We start from the raw sequence: 19,404 nt of genomic DNA, 5'->3' as shown, positions 1-19,404 counted from the left end.
CTCAGCTCACCTTGGCCGTGTGGGCGATGCGCGGATCGAGGTAGGGGTAGAGCAGGTCGACGATCAGGTTGACCACCACGAAGGCGGTGGCTGATACCGCAACGATCGCCAGCACCACCGGGATGTCCTGGCGCAGCACAGCTTCCTGGGCCAGGCGGCCGACGCCGTTACGCGAGAAGATGGTCTCGACCAGCACGGCGCCGGACACCGTGTTGCCGACCTGCAGGCCGACCAGGGTCAGCAGCGGCAAGGCCGCGTTGCGCAAACCATGGCGTGCCTGCACCTGGGCCCGGCTCAGGCCTTTGGCGAAGGCGGTGGTGATGTAGGGCTCCTGCCACACGCCTTGAAAGCCCCGCTGCAGCACTTGGGCATATACCGCAGCACTGGGGATCGCCAGGGTGATCGCCGGCAGCACCAGGCTGGCCACGCCCTGGCTGCCGGTGGCCGGGAGCCAGCCAAGGGCGAAGGCGAATACCTGGATCAGCAGCAAGCCCATCCAGAACACCGGGACTGAAAAGCCCAACGACGGCAGGCGCGCCAGTGCGGTCTTCAGGGGGCGCCATTGCACGAAGGCGGTCAGGTAGGCCAGGCCGACCCCCGCCAGCAACGACAGCACAATGGCAGAACCTGCCAGCGCCAGGGTCTGCGGCAGCCGCTCGGCCAACAGCGCGGTGACTGGCCGCCCCTGGGACAGCGACTGCCCCAGGTCACCGTGCAGGGCGCGCCACAGCAGGTCGAAATACTGCTCGAACAGCCCTTTGTCCAGCCCATAGTAGATGCGGGCCTTGGCCAGGTCCTCGGCAGACAGGCCGTCGGCCTCCATGCCGGAGGCGCTGAGCATGATCGCCAGGGTATCGCCCGGCAGCATATACAAAATGAAATAGGTGACGGTGTAGGCACCCCACAGCACCAACAACGCTTGGCCGATGCGGCCGGTCAGGTAGCGCTTCATGGCTGGCCGACCTGGATGTCACTGAACAGGGCGAAGCCTTCGGCGGTCCAGCGGAAGCCCTTGACCCGGGGCGCGGTGGCGGCCTGCCAGACGCGTTCATACAGTGGGAATGCCGAGGCTTCGTCGATCAGCAGGTCCTGCAACTGGCCGTAAGCTTGGGTACGTTGCGGGTCGGCAGTGGCGGTGATGCCGCTGTCGAACAGCACCTGGGCCCTGGCCAGGGTGTGCGGCTCGTAGGTGTTGGTAGCGACTGTGGCGCTGTTGGCCGCGCGTGGATCGAGGATGGTCTGCAGGATGATCGGGTCGGCGCGAGTCATGTAGGTAGAGGTCAGGTCGTAGCTGCCTGCCGCGTTGCCTGCCACCCATTCGGCGCGGGTCAGCACATTCAGCTTGAGGTCGATGCCAACCTTGCGCAACTGGTCCTGCACCAGCACGTCACCGGCGCTTTCGGCGGGGGTGAGGTTGTAGCGCAGGGTCAGGCGCTGGCCGTTCTTGTGTCGGTAGCCATCCTCGCCCATGTGCCAGCCGGCGGCGTCGAGCAACTGCCCGGCGCCCTTGGGGTCATAGGCCAGCTTGGCGGCCTGTGGCTTGAAGTACGGGGTGGTCACGTCGTACACGCCGCTGACCACCGGGAACTCGGCGTTGTAAACCGTGTGCGCGTAGCTGCTGCGGTCGATGGCCTTCTGCAGCGCCAGGCGCACCTGGCGGTCACCCAGCAGGCGCTCGTTGCGGGTATTGGGGTAGAGGTTCAGCGCCGGGCCTGGCAGCGAGCGGCTCTGGATGGTCGCGCCCTTGGACTGGAACAGCTTCAGGTCAACCTCCGAGAACGGGTTGCGCGGCCACAGGATGTCGGCCTTGCCCTGCAGGAACAGGCCGTTGCGCACGCTCTCCTCGGGGATGTAGCTGATGTCCACGGTATCCACATGGGCCGGGCCCTGGTTGCGCATGTTGGCCGACGGCCAGGCATAGTCGGCACGCTTGACCAGGCGGGCGCCGACCTCGGGGGTGTAGTGGTCGAGGATGAACGGGCCGGTACCGATGATCTTGCCCTGTGAGCGTTCCTGCGCGCTCAGTTGGTATGAGGCGGGCGCGAGGATTGCCAGGTTGGTGGTGGAAGTGGCCTGCAGAAAGCCTGCATTGGGCCGCGACAGCACCAGTCGCACCGTAAAGTCGTCGATCACCTCAGCGTGATCGTAGCCGGCGAGGTAGGTGGCGCCAAACGTTGCGGGCAACTGGGTCGCGAAGGCTTTGTTGCTGTCGAAGGCGCCTTTAACGGCGTGGGCGTCAAAGCGCTCGCCATTGCTGAAGGTGACGTCCTGGCGCAGGTGGAAGGTGTAGCTCAAGGCGTCGGCACTGATCTCCCAGCTTTTTGCCAGCCACGGGATGATGCGACCGTTGTCCGGGTCCTGGTCGGTGAGCGACTCGGCAACGTTGCGTAGCAGTACCCGGTGCTCCAGCCAGTAGACCTGAAAGGGGTCGACGCTGACCAGGGTGGTGTTATCGCCCCAGAACGCGACGCTGAGGGTTTTGCCGGTGGTGCTGCCATCGCCGGGTGAACAGGCGTTTAGGGCCAGGGCGAGGGTGCCGATGGCAAACAGGCGGTGCAATGGGGGCATGGAGTGGTCCTTGGTCGGAAGGGTTTGGCCGGTACTGGCCTTTTCGCTGGCAAGCACAGGCGACAGCTGCCTGTGCATCAGTTCTGGTAGTCGCGGCCCTCACGATCCAACTGCCGGATCAACGCGTCCCAGTGCCGCTGGATGCCTTCCCCCTTGCCATCGGAGAACCGCTTCGACTGCTCATGCACCTTGGCGATGGCCGCCTGCGGTGCATGCAGCAGTTGGTCATTGCCACCGGCCTGGGCTGCCACCTGGATGTTGCACGCACGCTCCAGCCCATGCAGTTCGCGGAACGCATGCTCTACGCTGATGCCCCCGGTGAGCAGCCCGTGGTTGCGCAGGATGAGTATGTTGCTGTCGGCCAGGTTGGTTACCAGCCGCTGCTGCTCGTCCAGGTCCAGGGCCACGCCCTCGTAGTCGTGGTAAACCACGCGGCTGTAGTAGGCCAGGGCGTGCTGGGAGATCGGCAGCAGTCCACCGCGCTGGGCCGATACCGCAGCACCGTCGCGGGTGTGGGTATGCAGCACGGCCTTGAGGTCAGGGCGGGCGCGGTGGATGGCGCTGTGGATCACGTAGCCGGCCTGGTTGATACCCAGCCCCAGCGGGTCGTCGATGATCGTGCCGTCGACATCCACCTTGACCAGGTTGGAGGCAGTGATCTCGTCGAACAGCAGGCCAAAGGCGTTGATCAGGAAGTGCTCCTCGGGCCCCGGTACGCGGGCCGAGAAGTGTGTGTAGATGTGGTCGGTCCAGCGAAACAGGGCGGCCAGGCGGTAGGCTGCGGCAAGCTTTACCCGCACCTCCCACTCTTCGACGCTGACACGGTCGCGCACGCTATGGGCGCTGGTGGTGACGGCAGACAGTGAACTCATGGTGTGTTCTCCGGTAATCAATAGCCGCGTGCGGTGTCGACCAGGTTGGCCAGGGGCGCCTGCTCGCGGTAGCGGTGGAAGTTGGCGATGAAGGCTTCGAGGAAGGCCGGGTAGCCGTCCTCGGAAATGGCCGAGGTGTGCGGTGACAGAAATACGCGCGGGTGGTGATACAGCGGGTGGCCGGCGGGCAACGGCTCCGGGTCGGTGACATCCAGGCTGGCGCGGCCGATCAGGCCGCTGTCCAGCGCCTCCAGCAACGCCTGCTGGTCGAGCAGCCCGCCGCGGGCAATATTGATCAGGTGCAGGCCAGGTCGGGCATGGGCCAGCACCTCGCGATCGACCAGGCCGCGGGTGGCAGCGGTGAGTGGTGCGGCCAGTACCAGGTGATCGCTGCCGGCGAATAGCTGCTGCAGGTCGGCGGCGCACACCACCCCGGGCACGTCGGCAATAGCCTGGCCGGGCCGGCTCAGGGCGAGGACACGCATGCCCAGGGCCACGGCCTTGCGCGCCAGGCTCTGGCCGATACTGCCGAAGCCGAGAATGCCCAGGGTGCGGCCGCGCAGCGGTGCCAGCGGGGTAAGGCGCCAGTCGGCATCCTTGACCCACAGCCCGGGCAGTTGCTTTGCAGCAGTGAACACCAAAGCCAGGGCGAACTCGGCCACGTGTTCGGCGTTGGCGCCCTTGCCGCTCGTGACCTGTGCGCCTTGGAATACCCAGTGGGGGTAGAAGTCGATGCCCGAGGACACCAGCTGTACCCATTTCAGGCCCCAGGGCCAGCCCGGCGGGGGGCTGTCGACGCGCTGCCCACGCACATTGATCGGGCGCAGGATCAACACATCGGCAGGGGCCTGCAGGGCCAGCGGGCCGGGGGCAACGTCGATGACTTGATGGTCTGGCAGGTGATCACGCAGGTGCTGGTTTGCCTGGGCGTCGAGTTGGCTGGCAATGATCGAGTGGCTCATCCCCGTGCCTCCAGCAGCGCGGCGCGGCCGACCTGGGCAAACACCACGTCGTCCTGCGGCGTGTGGACACGGCTGCAGAGCACGTCACGGTAATGCCGCTCCAGCGGGTTGCACCGCGAAAGCCCCGGGTTGCCGGCTGCCTCGACGGCCAGTTCCACGGCCTGGATGGCGTTGGCGCTGACCAAGTGCTTGAGCTGCCCGGCATGCTGCGACGCAACCTGTCCGTTGGCGGCGGCATCGAGTAGGCTCTGGTTGGCGAATAGCAGGGTGTCGATACGCCCCAGCACCTCCTGGAAGCGTGGCAGGCTGGCCAGCGGCGAGCCCAGGTTGGAGGGTGCACGGTGCTTGAGAAAGCCCGCCAGCCAGTCGCGCGCCGCGCGGGCCACGCCGTCGTAAACGGCCGGCAGCAGGACTGCCATCCATAGCAGGCTTTCGCCGTCGAGTTCGGCCTTTGGCGCGCTGGCAGGGCTGACGCTGACCGCGTGATCGAGAGGGATCAGCACCTCATCGAAACGCACTTCATGGCTGCAGGTGGCGCGCATACCCAGGTGGTCCCAGTCGTCCACGATGGTGATGCCAGGGCTGTCGCGGTGCACCAGGAAGCCGCCGACCAAGGGGTCGGCGTCGTCGCTGCGGCCCCACACCAGGTACCAGGTCAAGCCATGGCTGCCGGTGGAATAGATTTTGCGCCCGCTCAGGCGCCAGCCCTCGGCTGTACGCCGCGCCACGGTGGCTGGCAGGCCGCCGCGGGCAGGGGTGCCGAGTTCCGGCTCGACGCGCAGGGCGTTGATCAGCGCGCCGTGGTTCACGGCATCGCGAGCCACGCGTTGGCGCAGGTGTTCGGGCCAACGGGGTTCGTCCTGCAGGCGAAAGTGCTGCAGGTACTGCATGACCAGGATCAACGCGGTGGCCGGGTCGCCTTTGCCGACCGCGCCGATTACCCGGCGCGCACTGGCAAGGTCGGCGCCAGCGCCGCCGAGGGCGCGGGGCACGGTGAAGGCCAGCAGGCCGTGGCGTTGCAGCAGGTCGAAGTTGTCCTGCGGGAAGCAGGCGTTGCGGTCATAGCGCTCGGCATTGGCCGCAAGGGCCAGTGTCAGCTCGGCGAGGGCGCTGTCGGAGGGGTGACTCATGGGGTTTCATCCCTGAATGACGGTGTGTTGGCTAAGACCGTATTCGTATGGATGAAGGCTGTAAAAGTCTTTTTAGTTCTAAGCTAATTATTTGTTTTAAGAATCTACCAATGCTCTCGTTATGCGAGTTACGCATTTAATGGGTGGGCGCACGGTGCCCCGTCATGGCTAGCCCAGCAACCGATGCCCGGCGACTTCGCCAAACAGTTCCACAGGCTCCTGGAGGTTGCCCAGGAAGCGCGGATGGAACAACCACAGGTCCACCTGCGGCTTGAAGTCGCTGACATTGAGTACATCCAGCGCCTCGCGATGCCGGCTTGCCTGCAGCAGTGGCTCGGGTACCAGGCCCAGCCCCTGGCCATTGGCGACCAACCCAAGTTGCAACTCTGTGCCGAAGGTTTCCAAGTTGATCGACAGGCTCAGGCCTTGTTCGCTCAGGGCCCGCTGCAGCCCGGCGCGGAAACCGCAGCCATCGGGGTTGAGCACCCAGCCACGGGTATAGCAGTCCTTGAGCTTGTAGCTGCGCTTGGCGGCGCTGCCCTTGGCCGCCACCACCTTCAGCGGCATGCGCGCGATCGATTGGCTGGTGATGCCTTCGGGGAAGATCTTGCCCGGTGGGAACAGTGCGGCGGCGGCGTCGAGTTCGCCGTTTTCCATGCGCGCGATCAGGCTGCTGCCCCAGCCGCTGCTGACCTGGGTGCGCAATTGCGGATAGGCCTCGCGAATCTGCGCCAGGGCATCGAGCAGCACCACGTCGCCCAGGGTTTGCGGCACGCCCAGGCGCAGCGTGCCCGACGGAGCGCCATCGTTGGCCACCATTTCACGCAGCGCGTCGATTTCGCGCAGGATCGCCTTGCACTGTTCGTACACCCGCAAGCCCATGGGCGTGGGCTTGAGGGGCTTGGTATTGCGGTCAAGCAGGGTAGCGCCGAGGTCTTCCTCAAAATTTTGCACCCGGCGGGTGATGGCCGGCTGGGTCAACTGCAGGGCTTCGGCGGCGAGGTTGGTGGACTGGCAACGGATGACCGCGACGAAGGCGTCCATATCATCGATTTTCATAATCGGCGCTCACAGGGTCGAACGTGGAAAATAAGGCATTAGCATAATCCCAATGGCGAGTAATGCCATCTGCATGCGTCGACGATATTAAAACGCATATTAGGTTATTCCTAAAATCAATTTAATTTATTTGACGGTTCTCGCTACAGTCGCAGACCCGGCCGCATGACGCGGCCCGCCCAGACATCGAGGAACGCCATGTCCGTCCGCACGAAGCTGTTCACCCTGGTCGCGGCACTGTTGCTGCTTGGCCAGGCCAGCGCCACTGAGCGCTTGACCCTGCGCATCGGCGATCAGAAGGGCAATATGCGCGCTCAGCTGGAGGCCGCAGGTGCCTTGCGCGACTTGCCCTACGACATCCATTGGGCCGAGTTTCCCGCCGCCGCACCGCTCGCCGAGGCGCTCAATGCCGGAGCGATCGATGCGGGCATCATCGGCGATGCGCCGCTGTTGTTCGTGCTGGCATCGGGGGCTCCGGTCAAGGCAATCGCAGTGGACAAGTCCGATCCCTATGGCACGGCGCTGCTGGTGCGCCCCGATACACCGCTGCACAGCGCGGCGGACCTCAAGGGCAAGCGCATCGCCACCGGGCGCGGGTCGATCGGCCATCATCTGGCGCTCAAGGCGCTGGAACAGGTCGGGCTGAGCGAGAAGGATGTGGAATTTCGGTTTCTCGGGCCTGTGGACGCTAAGATCGCCCTGGCCAATGGCGCAGTCGACGCCTGGTCCACCTGGGAGCCCTACACCGCCTTGGCCGAGCTGAGCGGGCAGGGTCGGGTGCTGGTAAACGGTCGCGGCCTGTCCAGCGGCAACAGCTTCCTGGCGGCTACCGACAAGGCCCTGGACCAACCCGCCACGCGCGCAGCCCTGCAGGACTACCTTAACCGCCTGGCCGGCGCGCAGGTATGGGCCAACCAGCATGTGGACAGCTACTCGAAAACCTTGGCGGCGATCATCGGCTTCCCCGAAGACGCCGCCCGCCTGCAGTTCAAGCGTCGCCAACTGCGCTGGCAACTGATCGACCCCCAGACGGTGGCCGAACAGCAGGACACCGCCGATTTCTACCATGCCCATGGCCTGATAGCCCACCGCCTCGACGTGGCACCGACCTTCGCCAGCGGTTTCACCCTTCCCGGTGCCGCCAAACTGGCCTTGCAACCCTGACTGAGGAGATGTCCACATGCCCATTAAACCCCTGCGTCGGCTTGGCCTGGCGCTGCTGGCCAGTGCCCTGCTGCCAAACCTGGCGAATGCCGAGCAGACCCTGCGCATCGGCTACCAGAAGTCCTCGACCCTACTGACCCTGCTCAAGGCCCGTGGCAGCCTTGAACAGCGCCTGCAGGCCGAGGGGATCCGCGTCAGCTGGCACGAGTTTCCCAGTGGCCTGCCGCTGCTGGAGGCCCTGAATCTGGGTAATGTCGACCTGTCGGCGGACGTCGCCGATACCGTGCCGGTATTTACCCAGGCCGCTGGCGCCAAACTCACCTACTTTGCCCGGGAAACCCCGTCGCCCACGGCGCAGGCGATCCTGGTACCGTCGGACTCGCCCCTCAAGACCCTGGCCGACCTCAAGGGCAAGCGCGTGGCGGTGACCAAAGCCGCCGGCAGCCACTACCTGTTGATCCAGGCACTGGCCAAGGCCGGGCTGACCTTCAAGGACATCAGCCCGGCCTACCTCATCCCCGCCGACGGCCGAGCGGCGTTCGAAAACCACAAGGTCGATGCGTGGGTGACCTGGGACCCCTACGTGGCCAGTGCTCAGCGCCAGCAGAACGCGCGTGTTCTGGCCGATGGCAGCGAACTGGCCAGCTACCAGCGTTACTACCTGGCCGGCAGCGACTATGCCAAGGCCCACCCCGAAGTGCTGCAGCAGGTGTACCTGGCCCTGCGCGAGGCGGGAGCCTGGACCAAGGCCAACCCGGCGCAGGCGGCGCGTATTCTTGGCCCGTTGTGGGGCAACCTGGACAGCGCCACGGTGCAACAGGCCAACGCCCGGCGCAGTTATGACGTGCAGCCGGTGAAGCTGGAGAACCTGGCTGAGCAACAGCGCATCGCCGATGCCTTCTACCGCGAGGGGCTGCTGCCGAAGGCGGTGGATGCCAGCTCGGTGAACCTTTATGAGCCGTCACCGAACTAGCCCTTGCACGCAGCGCTGCTATTCAGGCGTTCGGTTATCGGCGCCGGCGTTGTGAATGGGTAATGACAAACCCAGCAACGAACCCGATAACTGCTGCGCTCAGCAGAAGAGGCGTTTTACCTTTAGCGGTTCGCCACGCGCCTTCGACACTGCCGCGCAGCGGCCCGCGGATGGGCGAGTGAGTCAGCGGAGTTGGGTCATTGATGGGTGAAATGGGGTCGTCTATCGGCGCCGTGAAGGTCTCACTGACTGCCATCGGTGAAAGCTGGAGGGCGGTGCCGTCGACAAGATTCAAGGTCAAGTCGTTGATGGTGCCGGCCACCCGATCAGGGAACACGGGTGCTCCTTCAGCATCGAGACTGTCGTAGATGAACCGGTCACCTTCCAGCCATCCCACAGCCGTCAAAAGCTCTGGGCCAAGGTAATATTTGCCGTCCTGAAAAAAGCCCGGGAATTGATGGGCGCGTTCAAGGTTTTCGACGCAATACCGTTCACCCGGCTTCATACCTGTCGCTTGATCAATCATGGTGCAAGCTCCCGTGAGTGTTCTACGTGATCAGGGCCCAGCGCCCCTGATGCGGCCCCCGGAACCACCTTCCGGCAGTTGTCCTGCTGCCGCAATGAACCATGGGGATATGCAGAGGAAGCCACAGGCTGTGCCAAAGTTCAGGCCAACCGATTCAGTGGTGACCTTGGCGCCCCGTGTACAAAAATGAACATCGCGATGAGCCTGGCCTCCAACTGATCATCACCTGGAGGTTAATCATGCAGCCGAAAACGGAAGGTCTCGAAGAACATGGCCCCAGCGGCGTGCCTTTCATCAACGACCCGGAAAAACCCGCATCGCCGCCATTGAACGACGCTGACGCCACGGATGCCGAGGAGTCTGAGGAAGACATTGGGGAAGATGGCGAATCGGTCCAGTAGGTCACAACGCTGGCACTTCGCCCTGGCGAAATGATGTGAAACGACGGAGCGTCGAAACTCAGCCCAGCCCACTTTTCAGGCGGCGCATTTATGACCTTTATCGTCTGGTTCGCCATGTTGGGCGCAGTGTTGTTGTTGCTCGCACTGTCTTCCTCGTATTTGCGGTGGATACCCGTTACGTCCTCAGTGGTATGCCTTGGTCTTGGCGTAGTCTTGGGGACTTCTGGCCTGGGTTTCTTGCAGCTTGATGTGGCCCAGTCGAGCGGGTGGATGGAGCACCTCACTGAAGTCGCAGTATTGTTTTCGCTGTTTTTCAGCGGATTGAAGCTGCGTCTGCCCATGCGTAACCCTAGGTGGTGGAGCGCCTTTTGCCTGGCTGGGCCGGTCATGGTGATGTGCATCATTGGAACAGCCTTGGTGTTGCACTATGGGTTGAACCTGGGGTGGGGCGTATCGGTAATGATCGGGGCGATCATCGCGCCTACCGATCCCGTCCTCGCAACACTCGTGCAAGTGGTCGATGCCCAGGACGATGATCCTGTTCGTTTCGGCTTGTCCGGCGAGGCGGGCTTGAATGATGGGGTGGCTTTTCCTTTCGTTGTGCTGGGGCTTTTCCTGCAGCAGAACACTGGACAGGCCTGGCTGAGCGAGTGGCTGTTGAAGGATATGCTATGGGCAGTGACTGCTGGACTGGCAGGTGGCTACTGGATGGGGCGTGGTTTAGGCAAGTTCACGCTCTTTTTGCGCATACGCAATGACGACAGCACCGTGTCGCCCAACGATTATCTGGCCCTTGCGTTGATTGCATTGGCGTATGTGTCAGCCGAAGCGATCCAGGCTTATGGGTTCCTGGCGGTGTTCGCCGCAGGGCTGGGCCTGCGCCAGGCCGAAGTGCAGACTTCGACCAGCCCGAATGATCCGGCAGCGGAACACTTGGTGCAGCCGGTGGTGGGGCACCAACACGTGGCACCAGAATTGGCCATGAAAGGCGATGTCCAGGGACTTGATGATTCCCAGGTTGCGGCTGGGATCATGCTGGGGGATATGCTCGCGTTTGGCAGCCTGGTCGAACGGGCACTGGAAGTGTTTCTGGTGACATTGCTCGGCGTTGTTCTGCTCGCGCATTGGGACTGGCAGGCGCTGATCATTGCTGGGGCGCTGTTCTTTGTCATTCGGCCACTGAGCATCATGCTCATGCCATTTCGTGGGGCGCTGGATGTAAGGCAGCGGGGTTTGCTGGGCTGGTTCGGCATCCGGGGAATCGGCAGCTTTTACTACTTGTTTTACGCCCTTAACCATGGGTTGCTTCCGGCGAACGCAGCGCAGACTACCAACCTGGTGCTCTCGGTAGTGGCGTTGAGCATTCTTCTGCATGGGCTGACTGTTCAACCATTGCTCGCACGTTATGAGGCCTGGAAAGAGCGCGCCTGCAAAGTGTAGAGAAAACGCCGTGTCTGTCTTCCTGGTCAAGGAAGCCAGGGCTATCCGTGTCCCTGGCTATCGCTCAGCGATTGTCTTCCGTCATTCCGCTGTCTTCATCCTGGATTGCTTGCGTCGCTTCTTCTGTACCTGCCTCCCGGTCAGATTTGATGCCAGTGGAGTGTCCGCCCTGACCACCTCGTTGGGTTGTACCCCCGGCACGCTGATCGTTCTCCGGAAGGTTATCACCACTCCCGTGCCCAGTTCGCTGATCCCCGGATCCGCCCTCCGACATTTGACCGCCTTTCTGGCCAGCTTCCGAAGCCTTGTCGGGTTCGTTCGCAAAATCGCCAGGGTTGTCTTGAGCGGTGCCGCCTTGTTGCCCGCTTTGCCCTTGATCGTTAGCCATGATCTAGCACCTCATTCATCGACACAGAACAGACTGTGTTTAATTCGGATGCAGCACTGCCTGGACTTGCTCCCAATACTTTTGGATTAGCTGACAAGGGGCGCGAAAGATTCTTCAGGTCAATTTGTTGCGTCGTAATAGCCCCAGCCAACTCACCGCAGGAAAGGGGAGTGACGACGCCAGACGGTCAAGACGGCAGACCAGACCGTAGGGCGGGGGCTTGGCCCCCGACCGATCACAGCAGTTTGTCGAGCGTGATCGGAAACTCCCTCACACGCGTGCCCGTGGCATGGTAGATGGCGTTGGCCACCGCGGCAGCTACCCCCACGACGCCGATTTCGCCAACGCCTTTGGACCCCAGGTCGTTGACGATGTCGTCGTGCTCTTCAACGAAGATCACTTCGATGTCCCCGATGTCTGCATTCACCGGGATGTGGTATTCCGCGAGGTTGTGATTGACGATGCGGCCCAGCCGATGGTCGGTCAACGCTGCTTCGTGCAGCGCCATGCCTACCCCCCATACCACGCCGCCCAGGATCTGGCTGCGTGCGGTTTTCGGGTTGACCACCCGGCCAGCCGCCACAGCGCTGACCACCCGGGTGACTTTGACCATGCCGAGGTCCTCGTCGACGTGGACTTCCACGAACACCGCCGAATGCGTCGCAGTGGAGAACGGTTGGCGCCTGGCACCGGGCTCGGCATCGATCTGCACCTCGAACTCACCGTTGGGGGCGCTGGCGACGATGTCCGCCAAGGCCAGGCGATGGCTGCCCGCGTGCAAGTAACCATCCGCGAAAACGATCTGCTGCCGGGCTGTGCTGGCCACCTGGGGGTACATTTTGCGCGCATGTTCCAGCACCTTGGTGCGCAGTACCTGGCAAGCCTGGCGCACGGCCGAGCCTACCGACGACACCGTGAACGATCCGCCCTGAAGCGGTGCGGTGGGGAGTGAGGAGTCGCCTAGTAAGAACGTGACATCCTGCACCCTGGTACCGGCCGCGTCAGCTGCGATCTGAGTCATGACGGTATAGGTGCCGGTCCCGATATCGGTGGTGGCGCTACTGACGGTCAGGTGGCCCTGGGCATCGATGCGCGCCTTGGCACTGGCCTTCATCTGCATGGCTTCCCAGACGCCGCCCGCCATTCCCCAGCCGACCAGTTGGTTGCCATTGCGCATACTACGCGGTTGAGGATTGCGGGTATGCCAACCAAAACGTTCGGCACCTTGCTGGTAGCACGCAAGCAGCTCCTTGCTGGAGTAGGGCTTGCCCTCATTGGCATTATGAGCGGCGAAATTGCGCCGGCGCAGGTCTACCGGGTCAATGTGGGCGGCACAGGCGAGCTCATCCATGGCGCATTCCAGCGCAATCATCCCGGATGCGGCGCCAGGTGCCCGCATGTCCAGCGGGGTGTACACATCGAGCGGGGCCAAGCGATAGCTCAGCACGACGTTGTCGCAGTGGTAAAGCATGCCGCTCCACTCCACCAGGTGCTCGGTGAAGTCCTCGAAGCGGGATGTCTGACCAAGCGCATCGTGAGCGATCGCCAGCAAGCGCCCGTTTGCGTCTGCACCCAGGCGCAAGCGCTGCTCGGTGCGGGGGCGGTAACCAAAGGTGAACATTTGCTGGCGCGTCAGCGTCACGCGCACCGAGCGCCGCAGGTGCAACGCCGCCATCACTGCCAGCGGCAACTGGTACTGTGGGCGCAAGCCCGAGCCGAAGGCGCCACCAACGAACGCCGCGTGCACGCGGATGTTGGCCTTGGGCAGGCCGAACACTGTGTGCAGGTAGTCCTGGCAGTTCTGCGTGCCTTGGGTCTTGTCGTGGATTTCCAAGGTGCCGTCGGCCTTGTAGTGCACGGTGGACGCATGGGGCTCCATCGGGTTGTGGTGCTCGTTGGCCGTCCGGTAGGTGGCATCCACTTGCACCGGCGCCCCGGCAAACTGCCCGGCGAAGTCGCCACGTGGCGCCGGTATTTCTGCGGGAGCCGCATGCGACTGTTCACATGCGCTCAGGTCAGTCTGGTGAGCCTCCTCGGCATAATCGATCCTGATCAGCGAGCCTGCATACCGGGCCAGTTCCAGGGTTTGGGCGACCACCAGCGCCAACGGTTGCCCACTGTAGAACACCCGATCATTGAACAATGGCCGAAACGGCGACCCTTCCGCGGAGTCGGCATCGCTGTAGTCGTCGTCATAGCTGGAGATATGCGGACGATGGCCATGGTCGAGCACGGCGATTACGCCGGGCACGCGCATCGCCTGGGTGCTATCAATGGCAAGTACCCGACCGCGGGCGATTGTGCTGGACACGACGCTGCCGTGGAGCAGCCCAGCCTCGGGGTATTCGCCCGCATAGCGCGCCTGCCCGGTGACTTTCGCCACCCCGTCCACGCGGTCCAGGGGCGTGCCGACTACCGGTGTGCTGTTGGTCATGGTCGTGCCCCCCTGTGGGCGACGCCGCGCGCCGCTCCATTCAATGCCCGCACGATTGCACGCTGGGCGAGCGTCACCTTGAAACCGTTGTGGCTCAAGGGTTGTGCACCTCGCAGCAGCGTTTGCGCGGCGCGGGTGAAGCGTGCTTCGCAAGGCACCTGGCCGACCAGCAGGCGCTCCACAGCCGGGTCCCGCCACGGCTTGTGGGCAACACCGCCCAACGCCAGGCGAGCCTGCTGGATCACCTCACCATCGAAGTTCATCGCCGCAGCGACCGACACCAGCGCGAACGCGTAGGAGGCGCGGTCGCGTATTTTCAGATATTGGTAATGACGTTCGAACATCGGGGGCGGCAGCTCGATGCTTGTTACCAGTTCAGCGACTGCCAGTTGGTTGTCGCGCTCGGGCGTGTCGTGGGGCAGGCGATGGAAATCCGCAAAGGGTATCTGGCGTGCACCGTTCGGCCCTTCTATATGCACCACCGCTTCGAGCGCTGCCAACGCCACGCACATGTCCGACGGATGCGTCGCGACGCAGGCATCACTGGCGCCGAGAATGGCATGGATGCGGTTCAGGCCATTACGCGCGGGGCATCCGCTGCCGGGTTCACGTTTGTTGCAGGGGGTGCCGGTGTCGTAGAAGTAGTAGCACCGGGTACGTTGCAGCAAGTTGCCACCGGTACTGGCCATGTTTCTTAACTGCGGTGATGCTCCGGCCAGGATAGCGTCTGACAGCAGTGGGTAGTGCTGCTCGATCATCGGGTGCCAGGCGAGCTCGGCATTGCTCACCAGTGCTCCGATGAGTACGCCACCACTCGCGGTGGCATGAATGTCGTTCAACCCAAGGCCGGAGATGTCGATCAGGCGCTGGGGACGGACCACGTTCTCTTTCATCAGGTCGACGAGGTTGGTGCCCCCGGCGATGAAGTGCGAGCAGGTGTCAGCCAGGTTCACGGCTTCGCTGACTGATGCAGGCTTGTGGTAGCTGAAGGGCGTCATGGCTTCGGCCCTCGTTCTTGCGGGGCCCCGTCCGTCATCGACGATAAGGCGTCTTCCACCGCGGCGACGATGTTCCCGTAGGCACCGCAGCGACAAAGGTTGCCGCTCATCTGCTCGCGAATGGCCTCGCGGGTGTCGGCACGCCCTTCGTGAGCAAGCCCGACTGCAGAACAGATCTGCCCCGGCGTGCAGTATCCGCACTGGAACGCATCGTGGGTGATGAAGGCCCGCTGCATAGGGTGCAGGACGTCGCCGCTGGCCAGCCCTTCGATGGTCACCAACTCGGCACCGTCGCACATTATGGCCAAGGTCAAACAGGCATTGACGCGTTTGCCGTCGCGCAGCACCGTGCAGGCGCCGCACTGGCCATGGTCGCAACCCTTCTTGGTGCCGACCAGGTCCAATTGCTCACGCAGCAGGTCGAGCAAAGTAATCCAGGGATGCACCCGCAACGTTCGGGGCTGACCATTGAGGGTCAGAGAGATAGGGTGCTCTTCAGCCCCATGGGGAGAGATCGCGCTCATGAAAGGTCCTCACGGTCAGGGTTCGCGCAGTTGGCTGCGTCTCTGTTGTGCGACCGGGCCGGCTGAATAAACGTTCAGCCGGCTTGCCGAAGTGCTCATCGCTTCTGCCAGGCAGGGCCGAGCCAACCTCCTGCTTGTCGCAGCCCTATGAGGACGGGCAGGCAGCGACTGAAAATCAAAGGAGTACGGATGTACTCCGTAGGAAAACCAGGCAACGAATTGGGAAATATCACCAGGCGTGTCGGTGCTTACTGTGCGACAGACGCTGCACCTTCGGGATCAGTCGCGCGCGCGGCATTGCTGCGGTAGATAAGAACCAGAGCAATGGTTAGCAATACAAGCGCAGCAAGTCGATGCAGTTCGAGCGGAATCACCGGATTGCCAAACCAACCGAAATGATCGATCAGCAAGCTCATCAAAAGCTGGCCACTGATCACAGATACGGTTGCGGCTGCAGTCCCGATACGCGGAATGGCAAAGACAATGGCCAGCATGTAGATAACGCCCAAAAACGCACCGGTCACCTGCCAGCGTGGAACGGTGAACAGGTTCAATGCATGGGGTGGTTCCAGGAAGAAGGCGAGCAGGAAGCTGACCATGGTGCCCATGGCGAAGGTCAACCACGCACTCTCCAATACGCCCACGTCGGCGCCGAGGCGACCATTGATGGCGGATTGGGCACAGAGTACCGCACCACCGAGCATCACAATCAACAGCATCAGAACAACCATCGCGGTACTCCTTAGTGGATGAGCCAAAGCGCAGCGAGGATGGCGACCAAAGCACCGACTCGATATCGGTCGACCTGGCGCTTGGCGCTACCAAGCAAGCCCCAATGATCGATGACCAGGCTTGTGCCGAGTTGGCCAAAGAGGATCCCAACCATGGTCAGGCCTACCCCAATGTGAGGGGTCGCTATCGTCAATGCGCCTACGTACACCGGCCCCAGGACACCACCGCTGAGCATCCAGCGTGGCTGTGAGAACAGCTTGCCCAAGCGTGGACGACCGAAGATCAAGCCGAAGGTCAGCAGTAGGGTGCCGATGGCAAAAATGCCCAGCGTGGCCCAGATATGGCCCACTTGCGCACCCAAGGGGCCGAGCAGGCCAGCTTCTACCGAAAGCCCCATGCCCGCCAGGACAACCAAGGGAATGATCCACAACCGCATCGTAGGCAACGCCTCGTCTCAAAGAAGCGGGAATGATATTTTCGTGCTCCAATTGCCACAATCCATCAGATTGGCAAGACTTAATTGCGATTTTAGCAATACCTGGAGCGGCCAGGGACGTGATCCCTGGCCCTGAACAAGGAGCGATTGGCGATGAGTGAAGTGATGCACCTCAAGGCGCATCGTTACTTCGTGATGGTTGCTGTCACGGGTAGCTTTGCAGCAACGGCCCGACACTTTCAGGTGCCGGCATCCTCTGTTTCCCGTTTCATCGCAGCCCTCGAAAAAGAACTCGGGCAGCAGTTGCTGTACCGCAACACTCGCGCAGTGAGGCTCACCGACGCTGGCGAGCGCTATTTCCAGCAAATCCGCGAAGTATTGGAGCTATTGGACGCAGCCAACGAGGATCTAGGAGGAAAGGGCAGTGAGATACGCGGATTGGTGAAAATCAATGCGCCTGTCGCGTTGGGCCGACTGCACATCGTCCGCCTGGTCGAAAGGCTCTATGCAGAGTACCCGGAACTTGTTGTCGAACTGACGCTTTCGGACCTGTACATCGACCCTGTCCAGGAGGGCGCAGACATTACAATCAGGGTAGGGCACCTGGAGAGCTCGGCACTCATTGGCCGCAAGATCTGCGACCAGCGTTACGTGCTATGCGCGAGCGCTGAGTATGTAGCCCTCCACGGGGCCCCGCAGTGCCCGGAAGATCTGAAAGCCCACAATTGCCTGGTTTACAAAGGGCAAGGCGGCATGCAGCGCTGGCACTTCCGGCTACACCCGAAGGACGAGCTGGAAGTGATCAATGTCCAGGGCCCATTTCGCAGCAACAATGCCGAGGCGCTTGTCGAGGCAGCGCTGGGGGGCATGGGGATCGTTCTATTCCCCTCCTGGTTGCTAGGCAAGGAGCATTTCGTCAACGGTCAGTTTATCCAGTTGCTGCCGGAATGGACGGGATCCATAGAACCGGTGACAAGCCAGATTCACCTGATTTCGCCTGAAAACCGCCTTCGTTCCAAGAAGGTAAGCGCGGTATCAGCGTTCTTGTTGGATGCGATCGGGTCGCCGCCTTACTGGGATGACCTTGGGTAAGGGACATGGCACTTCTGGTAAGTAGCAGATGGTGGTCTTTAAGGTTGCCAAGCACGGCCAGGACCGGATCACTTGCCATTGTGAACTCAACTCGTTGTTCTTTTGCGGTGGACGTGTCGGCCATGTAAATGGTTCGTCTGTTTAGCGCAGGTTCGCTGGTTTTCTTGACTTGGACTTCATACCGACGCGGGGCACACGTCGCCCTCAGCAATCCTGCGGACTTATGCGAGCAATCCTAACCACATCGCACTGAGAATCACGAGCTGCGCCGGAATGAGGTATCGCGCGAAATCGTAGCCGCCATTGCTGAACGCCAGCACGCATTTGGTCAGCGTGTTTGCCGTCAACGCCATCATGCCCGGGATGACCAGATCGGCCACTTCAAGCCGGCCAGCGACGACCAGTGCGGCCACCGAAGCCATCGCCGCGTGGGCATCGCCCAGCCCGCTGACGAATGCTGCGATGCTCACACCATTGTGGCCTAGATGCTGAAGCAGGAAGGCCGAAAATAGTGCGATACCGGTCAGGGCAAGTGTGATGATCAGGGCCGTCCAAAGGCTGAAGGCGCCCTCGCTTTGATGCGCTGCCGTGGTGCCTGAGGTTGTGCGCCAAGGGGCGAGCAGCAATAGTCCATAGGTCACGGTAACTAGCCCCCCAAGCCCGATCGATGCAATGAAAGGCGTCAGCAAGCGCTTGTCTACGACTGCCAGTACCAGGGCGAACTGGCTGATGCTGGCGAGGTTGCACAATACGGCCGCCGCCGCATAAGGCCGGGACGTTGTCCCTTGCTGCCGGGCCTGATGAGCCAGCAGCGCAATGGTTGCCGAGCCGGAGGCAAAGCCCGATGCGATGGCGCTCAAGGGCAGGCCATAACGGGGGCCCATCAACCGTACGGCGATATGGCCCAAGGCCCCGACGGTCATCAGCAAGACCACCAGGGTGCAGATCGTGCGTGGGTTGAGTATCTGATAGGGCCCGAGGAAACGATCCGGTGTCAACGGCAGCACCACCAGTGCCACCGTCAGCAACATCAGGCCATCGCGCAATTCCTGCTCGCTCAGTTGCTGCAGTACGAAGTGATGCAGCTGACGGCGCAGGGCCAACAGCAAGGTCAGTACAACGCCTGCTGCCGTGGCGAGTTCGGGTTGGTTGAAGCTCAGCGCGCCCAGGATCAGCACCAGCAGCAGGGCGACCTCGCTGGTGACTTCCGGGTCCTTGTCGGCATGTTTACGGTAGTGCATGCAAAGCATCAGCACCAGGCCTAGGCTCGCCACCCCGACCAGCATCGCGCCCGCGAGCAGCATGCTGACATAGCCGAGCAGGGCGGTGATGGCGAAGGTTCTGAGCCCAGCGGCTGCGTGGTCTTCGTTTTCGCCTTTCTTGCGTTCACGCTCAAGCCCGACCAGCATGCCGATGCCCAGGGCCACCGCACCATGGCCTACATTCACGGTGTCGAGCATGGTGCCCCCGGGTCGTCCTTGTGTGCGCCATTATCGCCGCCCTGTTCCAGCGCCATTAGCGCAGGCGTGTCGAGTATCAGCCTGCCGGTGGGCTGGCGCAGGCCGCTGACGCGGGAATCCTTGCACGGGGTCGCCTGCAGTTTCAGGTGAATCGGATTGCCCGCGTGCAACGCAGCGGGTTGATCGAACAGCGTGACCTTCAGTTGCCCAGACATCGTCAGGCCTCCTTCGCGCCGCTTGCGCGA

General features: G+C 62.6%; 19 protein-coding genes and 1 pseudogene. 5 read left to right on the top strand and 15 right to left on the bottom strand.

What is annotated here, in order from left to right:
- Position 1: 1 nt before the first annotated feature.
- From E8E68_RS10860 to E8E68_RS10835, 6 genes are all read right to left on the bottom strand, one after another.
- Complete coding sequence (locus tag E8E68_RS10860) at positions 2-952, bottom strand: ABC transporter permease (protein WP_266029146.1); 951 nt, start codon at positions 950-952, stop codon at positions 2-4.
- Positions 949-2,568: an ABC transporter substrate-binding protein gene (locus E8E68_RS10855; RefSeq protein ID WP_280341244.1), complete on the bottom strand. Its 1,620-nt coding sequence runs from the start codon at positions 2,566-2,568 to the stop codon at positions 949-951. Before E8E68_RS10855 ends, E8E68_RS10860 begins: the two co-directional genes overlap by 4 nt.
- Positions 2,569-2,645: 77 nt before the next feature.
- Complete coding sequence (locus E8E68_RS10850; RefSeq protein ID WP_266029148.1) at positions 2,646-3,440, bottom strand: class II aldolase/adducin family protein; 795 nt, start codon at positions 3,438-3,440, stop codon at positions 2,646-2,648.
- A gap of 17 nt (positions 3,441-3,457) precedes the next feature.
- Positions 3,458-4,402: a D-isomer specific 2-hydroxyacid dehydrogenase family protein gene (locus E8E68_RS10845; RefSeq protein ID WP_280341241.1), complete on the bottom strand. Its 945-nt coding sequence runs from the start codon at positions 4,400-4,402 to the stop codon at positions 3,458-3,460.
- Positions 4,399-5,532 (bottom strand): acyl-CoA dehydrogenase family protein, encoded by a 1,134-nt coding sequence (locus E8E68_RS10840; protein WP_266029150.1) that lies wholly within the window; start codon positions 5,530-5,532, stop codon positions 4,399-4,401. The genes E8E68_RS10845 and E8E68_RS10840 overlap by 4 nt, the downstream gene beginning before the upstream one ends.
- Before the next feature lie 168 nt (positions 5,533-5,700).
- Positions 5,701-6,591, bottom strand: coding sequence for a LysR family transcriptional regulator (locus tag E8E68_RS10835; protein ID WP_266029151.1), 891 nt, complete (start codon positions 6,589-6,591; stop codon positions 5,701-5,703).
- A 198-nt stretch (positions 6,592-6,789) separates the two neighbouring features.
- Here E8E68_RS10835 and E8E68_RS10830 point away from each other — a divergent pair, with 198 nt between their 5' ends.
- Together E8E68_RS10830 and E8E68_RS10825 are read left to right on the top strand one after the other, a co-directional pair.
- Positions 6,790-7,755 carry an ABC transporter substrate-binding protein gene (locus tag E8E68_RS10830; protein WP_280341238.1) on the top strand — a complete coding sequence of 322 codons (966 nt, stop codon included), beginning with the start codon at positions 6,790-6,792 and terminating at the stop codon, positions 7,753-7,755.
- A 16-nt stretch (positions 7,756-7,771) separates the two neighbouring features.
- On the top strand, positions 7,772-8,728 hold the full coding sequence (locus E8E68_RS10825; protein ID WP_266029153.1) for an aliphatic sulfonate ABC transporter substrate-binding protein: 957 nt from the start codon (positions 7,772-7,774) through the stop codon (positions 8,726-8,728).
- A 259-nt stretch (positions 8,729-8,987) separates the two neighbouring features.
- Here the strand turns inward: E8E68_RS10825 and E8E68_RS10820 are convergent.
- Positions 8,988-9,254: pseudogene (locus tag E8E68_RS10820) on the bottom strand (short-chain dehydrogenase); the annotation flags it as partial.
- A 239-nt stretch (positions 9,255-9,493) separates the two neighbouring features.
- Between E8E68_RS10820 and E8E68_RS10815 the strand changes: the two are divergent.
- Together E8E68_RS10815 and E8E68_RS10810 are read left to right on the top strand one after the other, a co-directional pair.
- Complete coding sequence (locus tag E8E68_RS10815) at positions 9,494-9,655, top strand: hypothetical protein (RefSeq protein ID WP_266029154.1); 162 nt, start codon at positions 9,494-9,496, stop codon at positions 9,653-9,655.
- A 90-nt stretch (positions 9,656-9,745) separates the two neighbouring features.
- Positions 9,746-11,095, top strand: a complete 1,350-nt coding sequence (locus E8E68_RS10810) for a cation:proton antiporter (RefSeq protein ID WP_110746642.1) — start codon at positions 9,746-9,748, stop codon at positions 11,093-11,095.
- 64 nt (positions 11,096-11,159) lie between these two features.
- Here the strand turns inward: E8E68_RS10810 and E8E68_RS10805 are convergent, their stop codons facing one another.
- The 6 genes from E8E68_RS10805 to E8E68_RS10780 form a co-directional block, all read right to left on the bottom strand.
- The gene (locus E8E68_RS10805; protein ID WP_110746639.1) at positions 11,160-11,483 is read right to left on the bottom strand and encodes a KGG domain-containing protein; all 324 of its coding nucleotides are present in this window, start codon (positions 11,481-11,483) and stop codon (positions 11,160-11,162) included.
- Between the two features lie 235 nt (positions 11,484-11,718).
- Positions 11,719-13,917 carry a xanthine dehydrogenase family protein molybdopterin-binding subunit gene (locus E8E68_RS10800; RefSeq protein WP_280341230.1) on the bottom strand — a complete coding sequence of 733 codons (2,199 nt, stop codon included), beginning with the start codon at positions 13,915-13,917 and terminating at the stop codon, positions 11,719-11,721.
- Complete coding sequence (locus E8E68_RS10795) at positions 13,914-14,915, bottom strand: xanthine dehydrogenase family protein subunit M (RefSeq protein WP_280341228.1); 1,002 nt, start codon at positions 14,913-14,915, stop codon at positions 13,914-13,916. Before E8E68_RS10795 ends, E8E68_RS10800 begins: the two co-directional genes overlap by 4 nt.
- Positions 14,912-15,439, bottom strand: coding sequence for a (2Fe-2S)-binding protein (locus E8E68_RS10790; protein WP_266029157.1), 528 nt, complete (start codon positions 15,437-15,439; stop codon positions 14,912-14,914). The genes E8E68_RS10795 and E8E68_RS10790 overlap by 4 nt, the downstream gene beginning before the upstream one ends.
- Before the next feature lie 248 nt (positions 15,440-15,687).
- Positions 15,688-16,170 (bottom strand): DMT family transporter, encoded by a 483-nt coding sequence (locus E8E68_RS10785; protein ID WP_280341224.1) that lies wholly within the window; start codon positions 16,168-16,170, stop codon positions 15,688-15,690.
- An 11-nt stretch (positions 16,171-16,181) separates the two neighbouring features.
- On the bottom strand, positions 16,182-16,607 hold the full coding sequence (locus E8E68_RS10780) for a DMT family transporter (protein WP_280341221.1): 426 nt from the start codon (positions 16,605-16,607) through the stop codon (positions 16,182-16,184).
- A gap of 153 nt (positions 16,608-16,760) precedes the next feature.
- Between E8E68_RS10780 and E8E68_RS10775 the strand changes: the two genes are divergently transcribed.
- Entirely contained in the window at positions 16,761-17,699 is a 939-nt protein-coding gene (locus E8E68_RS10775) for a LysR family transcriptional regulator (RefSeq protein ID WP_266029160.1), read from the top strand.
- Positions 17,700-17,920: 221 nt separating this feature from the next.
- On the opposite strand, the gene E8E68_RS10770 is transcribed toward E8E68_RS10775, so the two are convergent.
- Both E8E68_RS10770 and E8E68_RS10765 read right to left on the bottom strand, forming a co-directional pair.
- Complete coding sequence (locus tag E8E68_RS10770) at positions 17,921-19,159, bottom strand: DUF4010 domain-containing protein (RefSeq protein ID WP_280341219.1); 1,239 nt, start codon at positions 19,157-19,159, stop codon at positions 17,921-17,923.
- Positions 19,144-19,374: a hypothetical protein gene (locus tag E8E68_RS10765; protein WP_280341217.1), complete on the bottom strand. Its 231-nt coding sequence runs from the start codon at positions 19,372-19,374 to the stop codon at positions 19,144-19,146. The genes E8E68_RS10770 and E8E68_RS10765 overlap by 16 nt, the downstream gene beginning before the upstream one ends.
- Positions 19,375-19,404 lie beyond the last annotated feature (30 nt).

This window comes from Pseudomonas sp. BN607, assembly GCF_029871175.1.
In the GTDB taxonomy this organism is placed as follows: Bacteria; Pseudomonadota; Gammaproteobacteria; order Pseudomonadales; family Pseudomonadaceae; genus Aquipseudomonas.
Note: the sequence above shows the minus strand (reverse complement) of the source record. Positions and strands in the feature narration are given on the sequence as shown.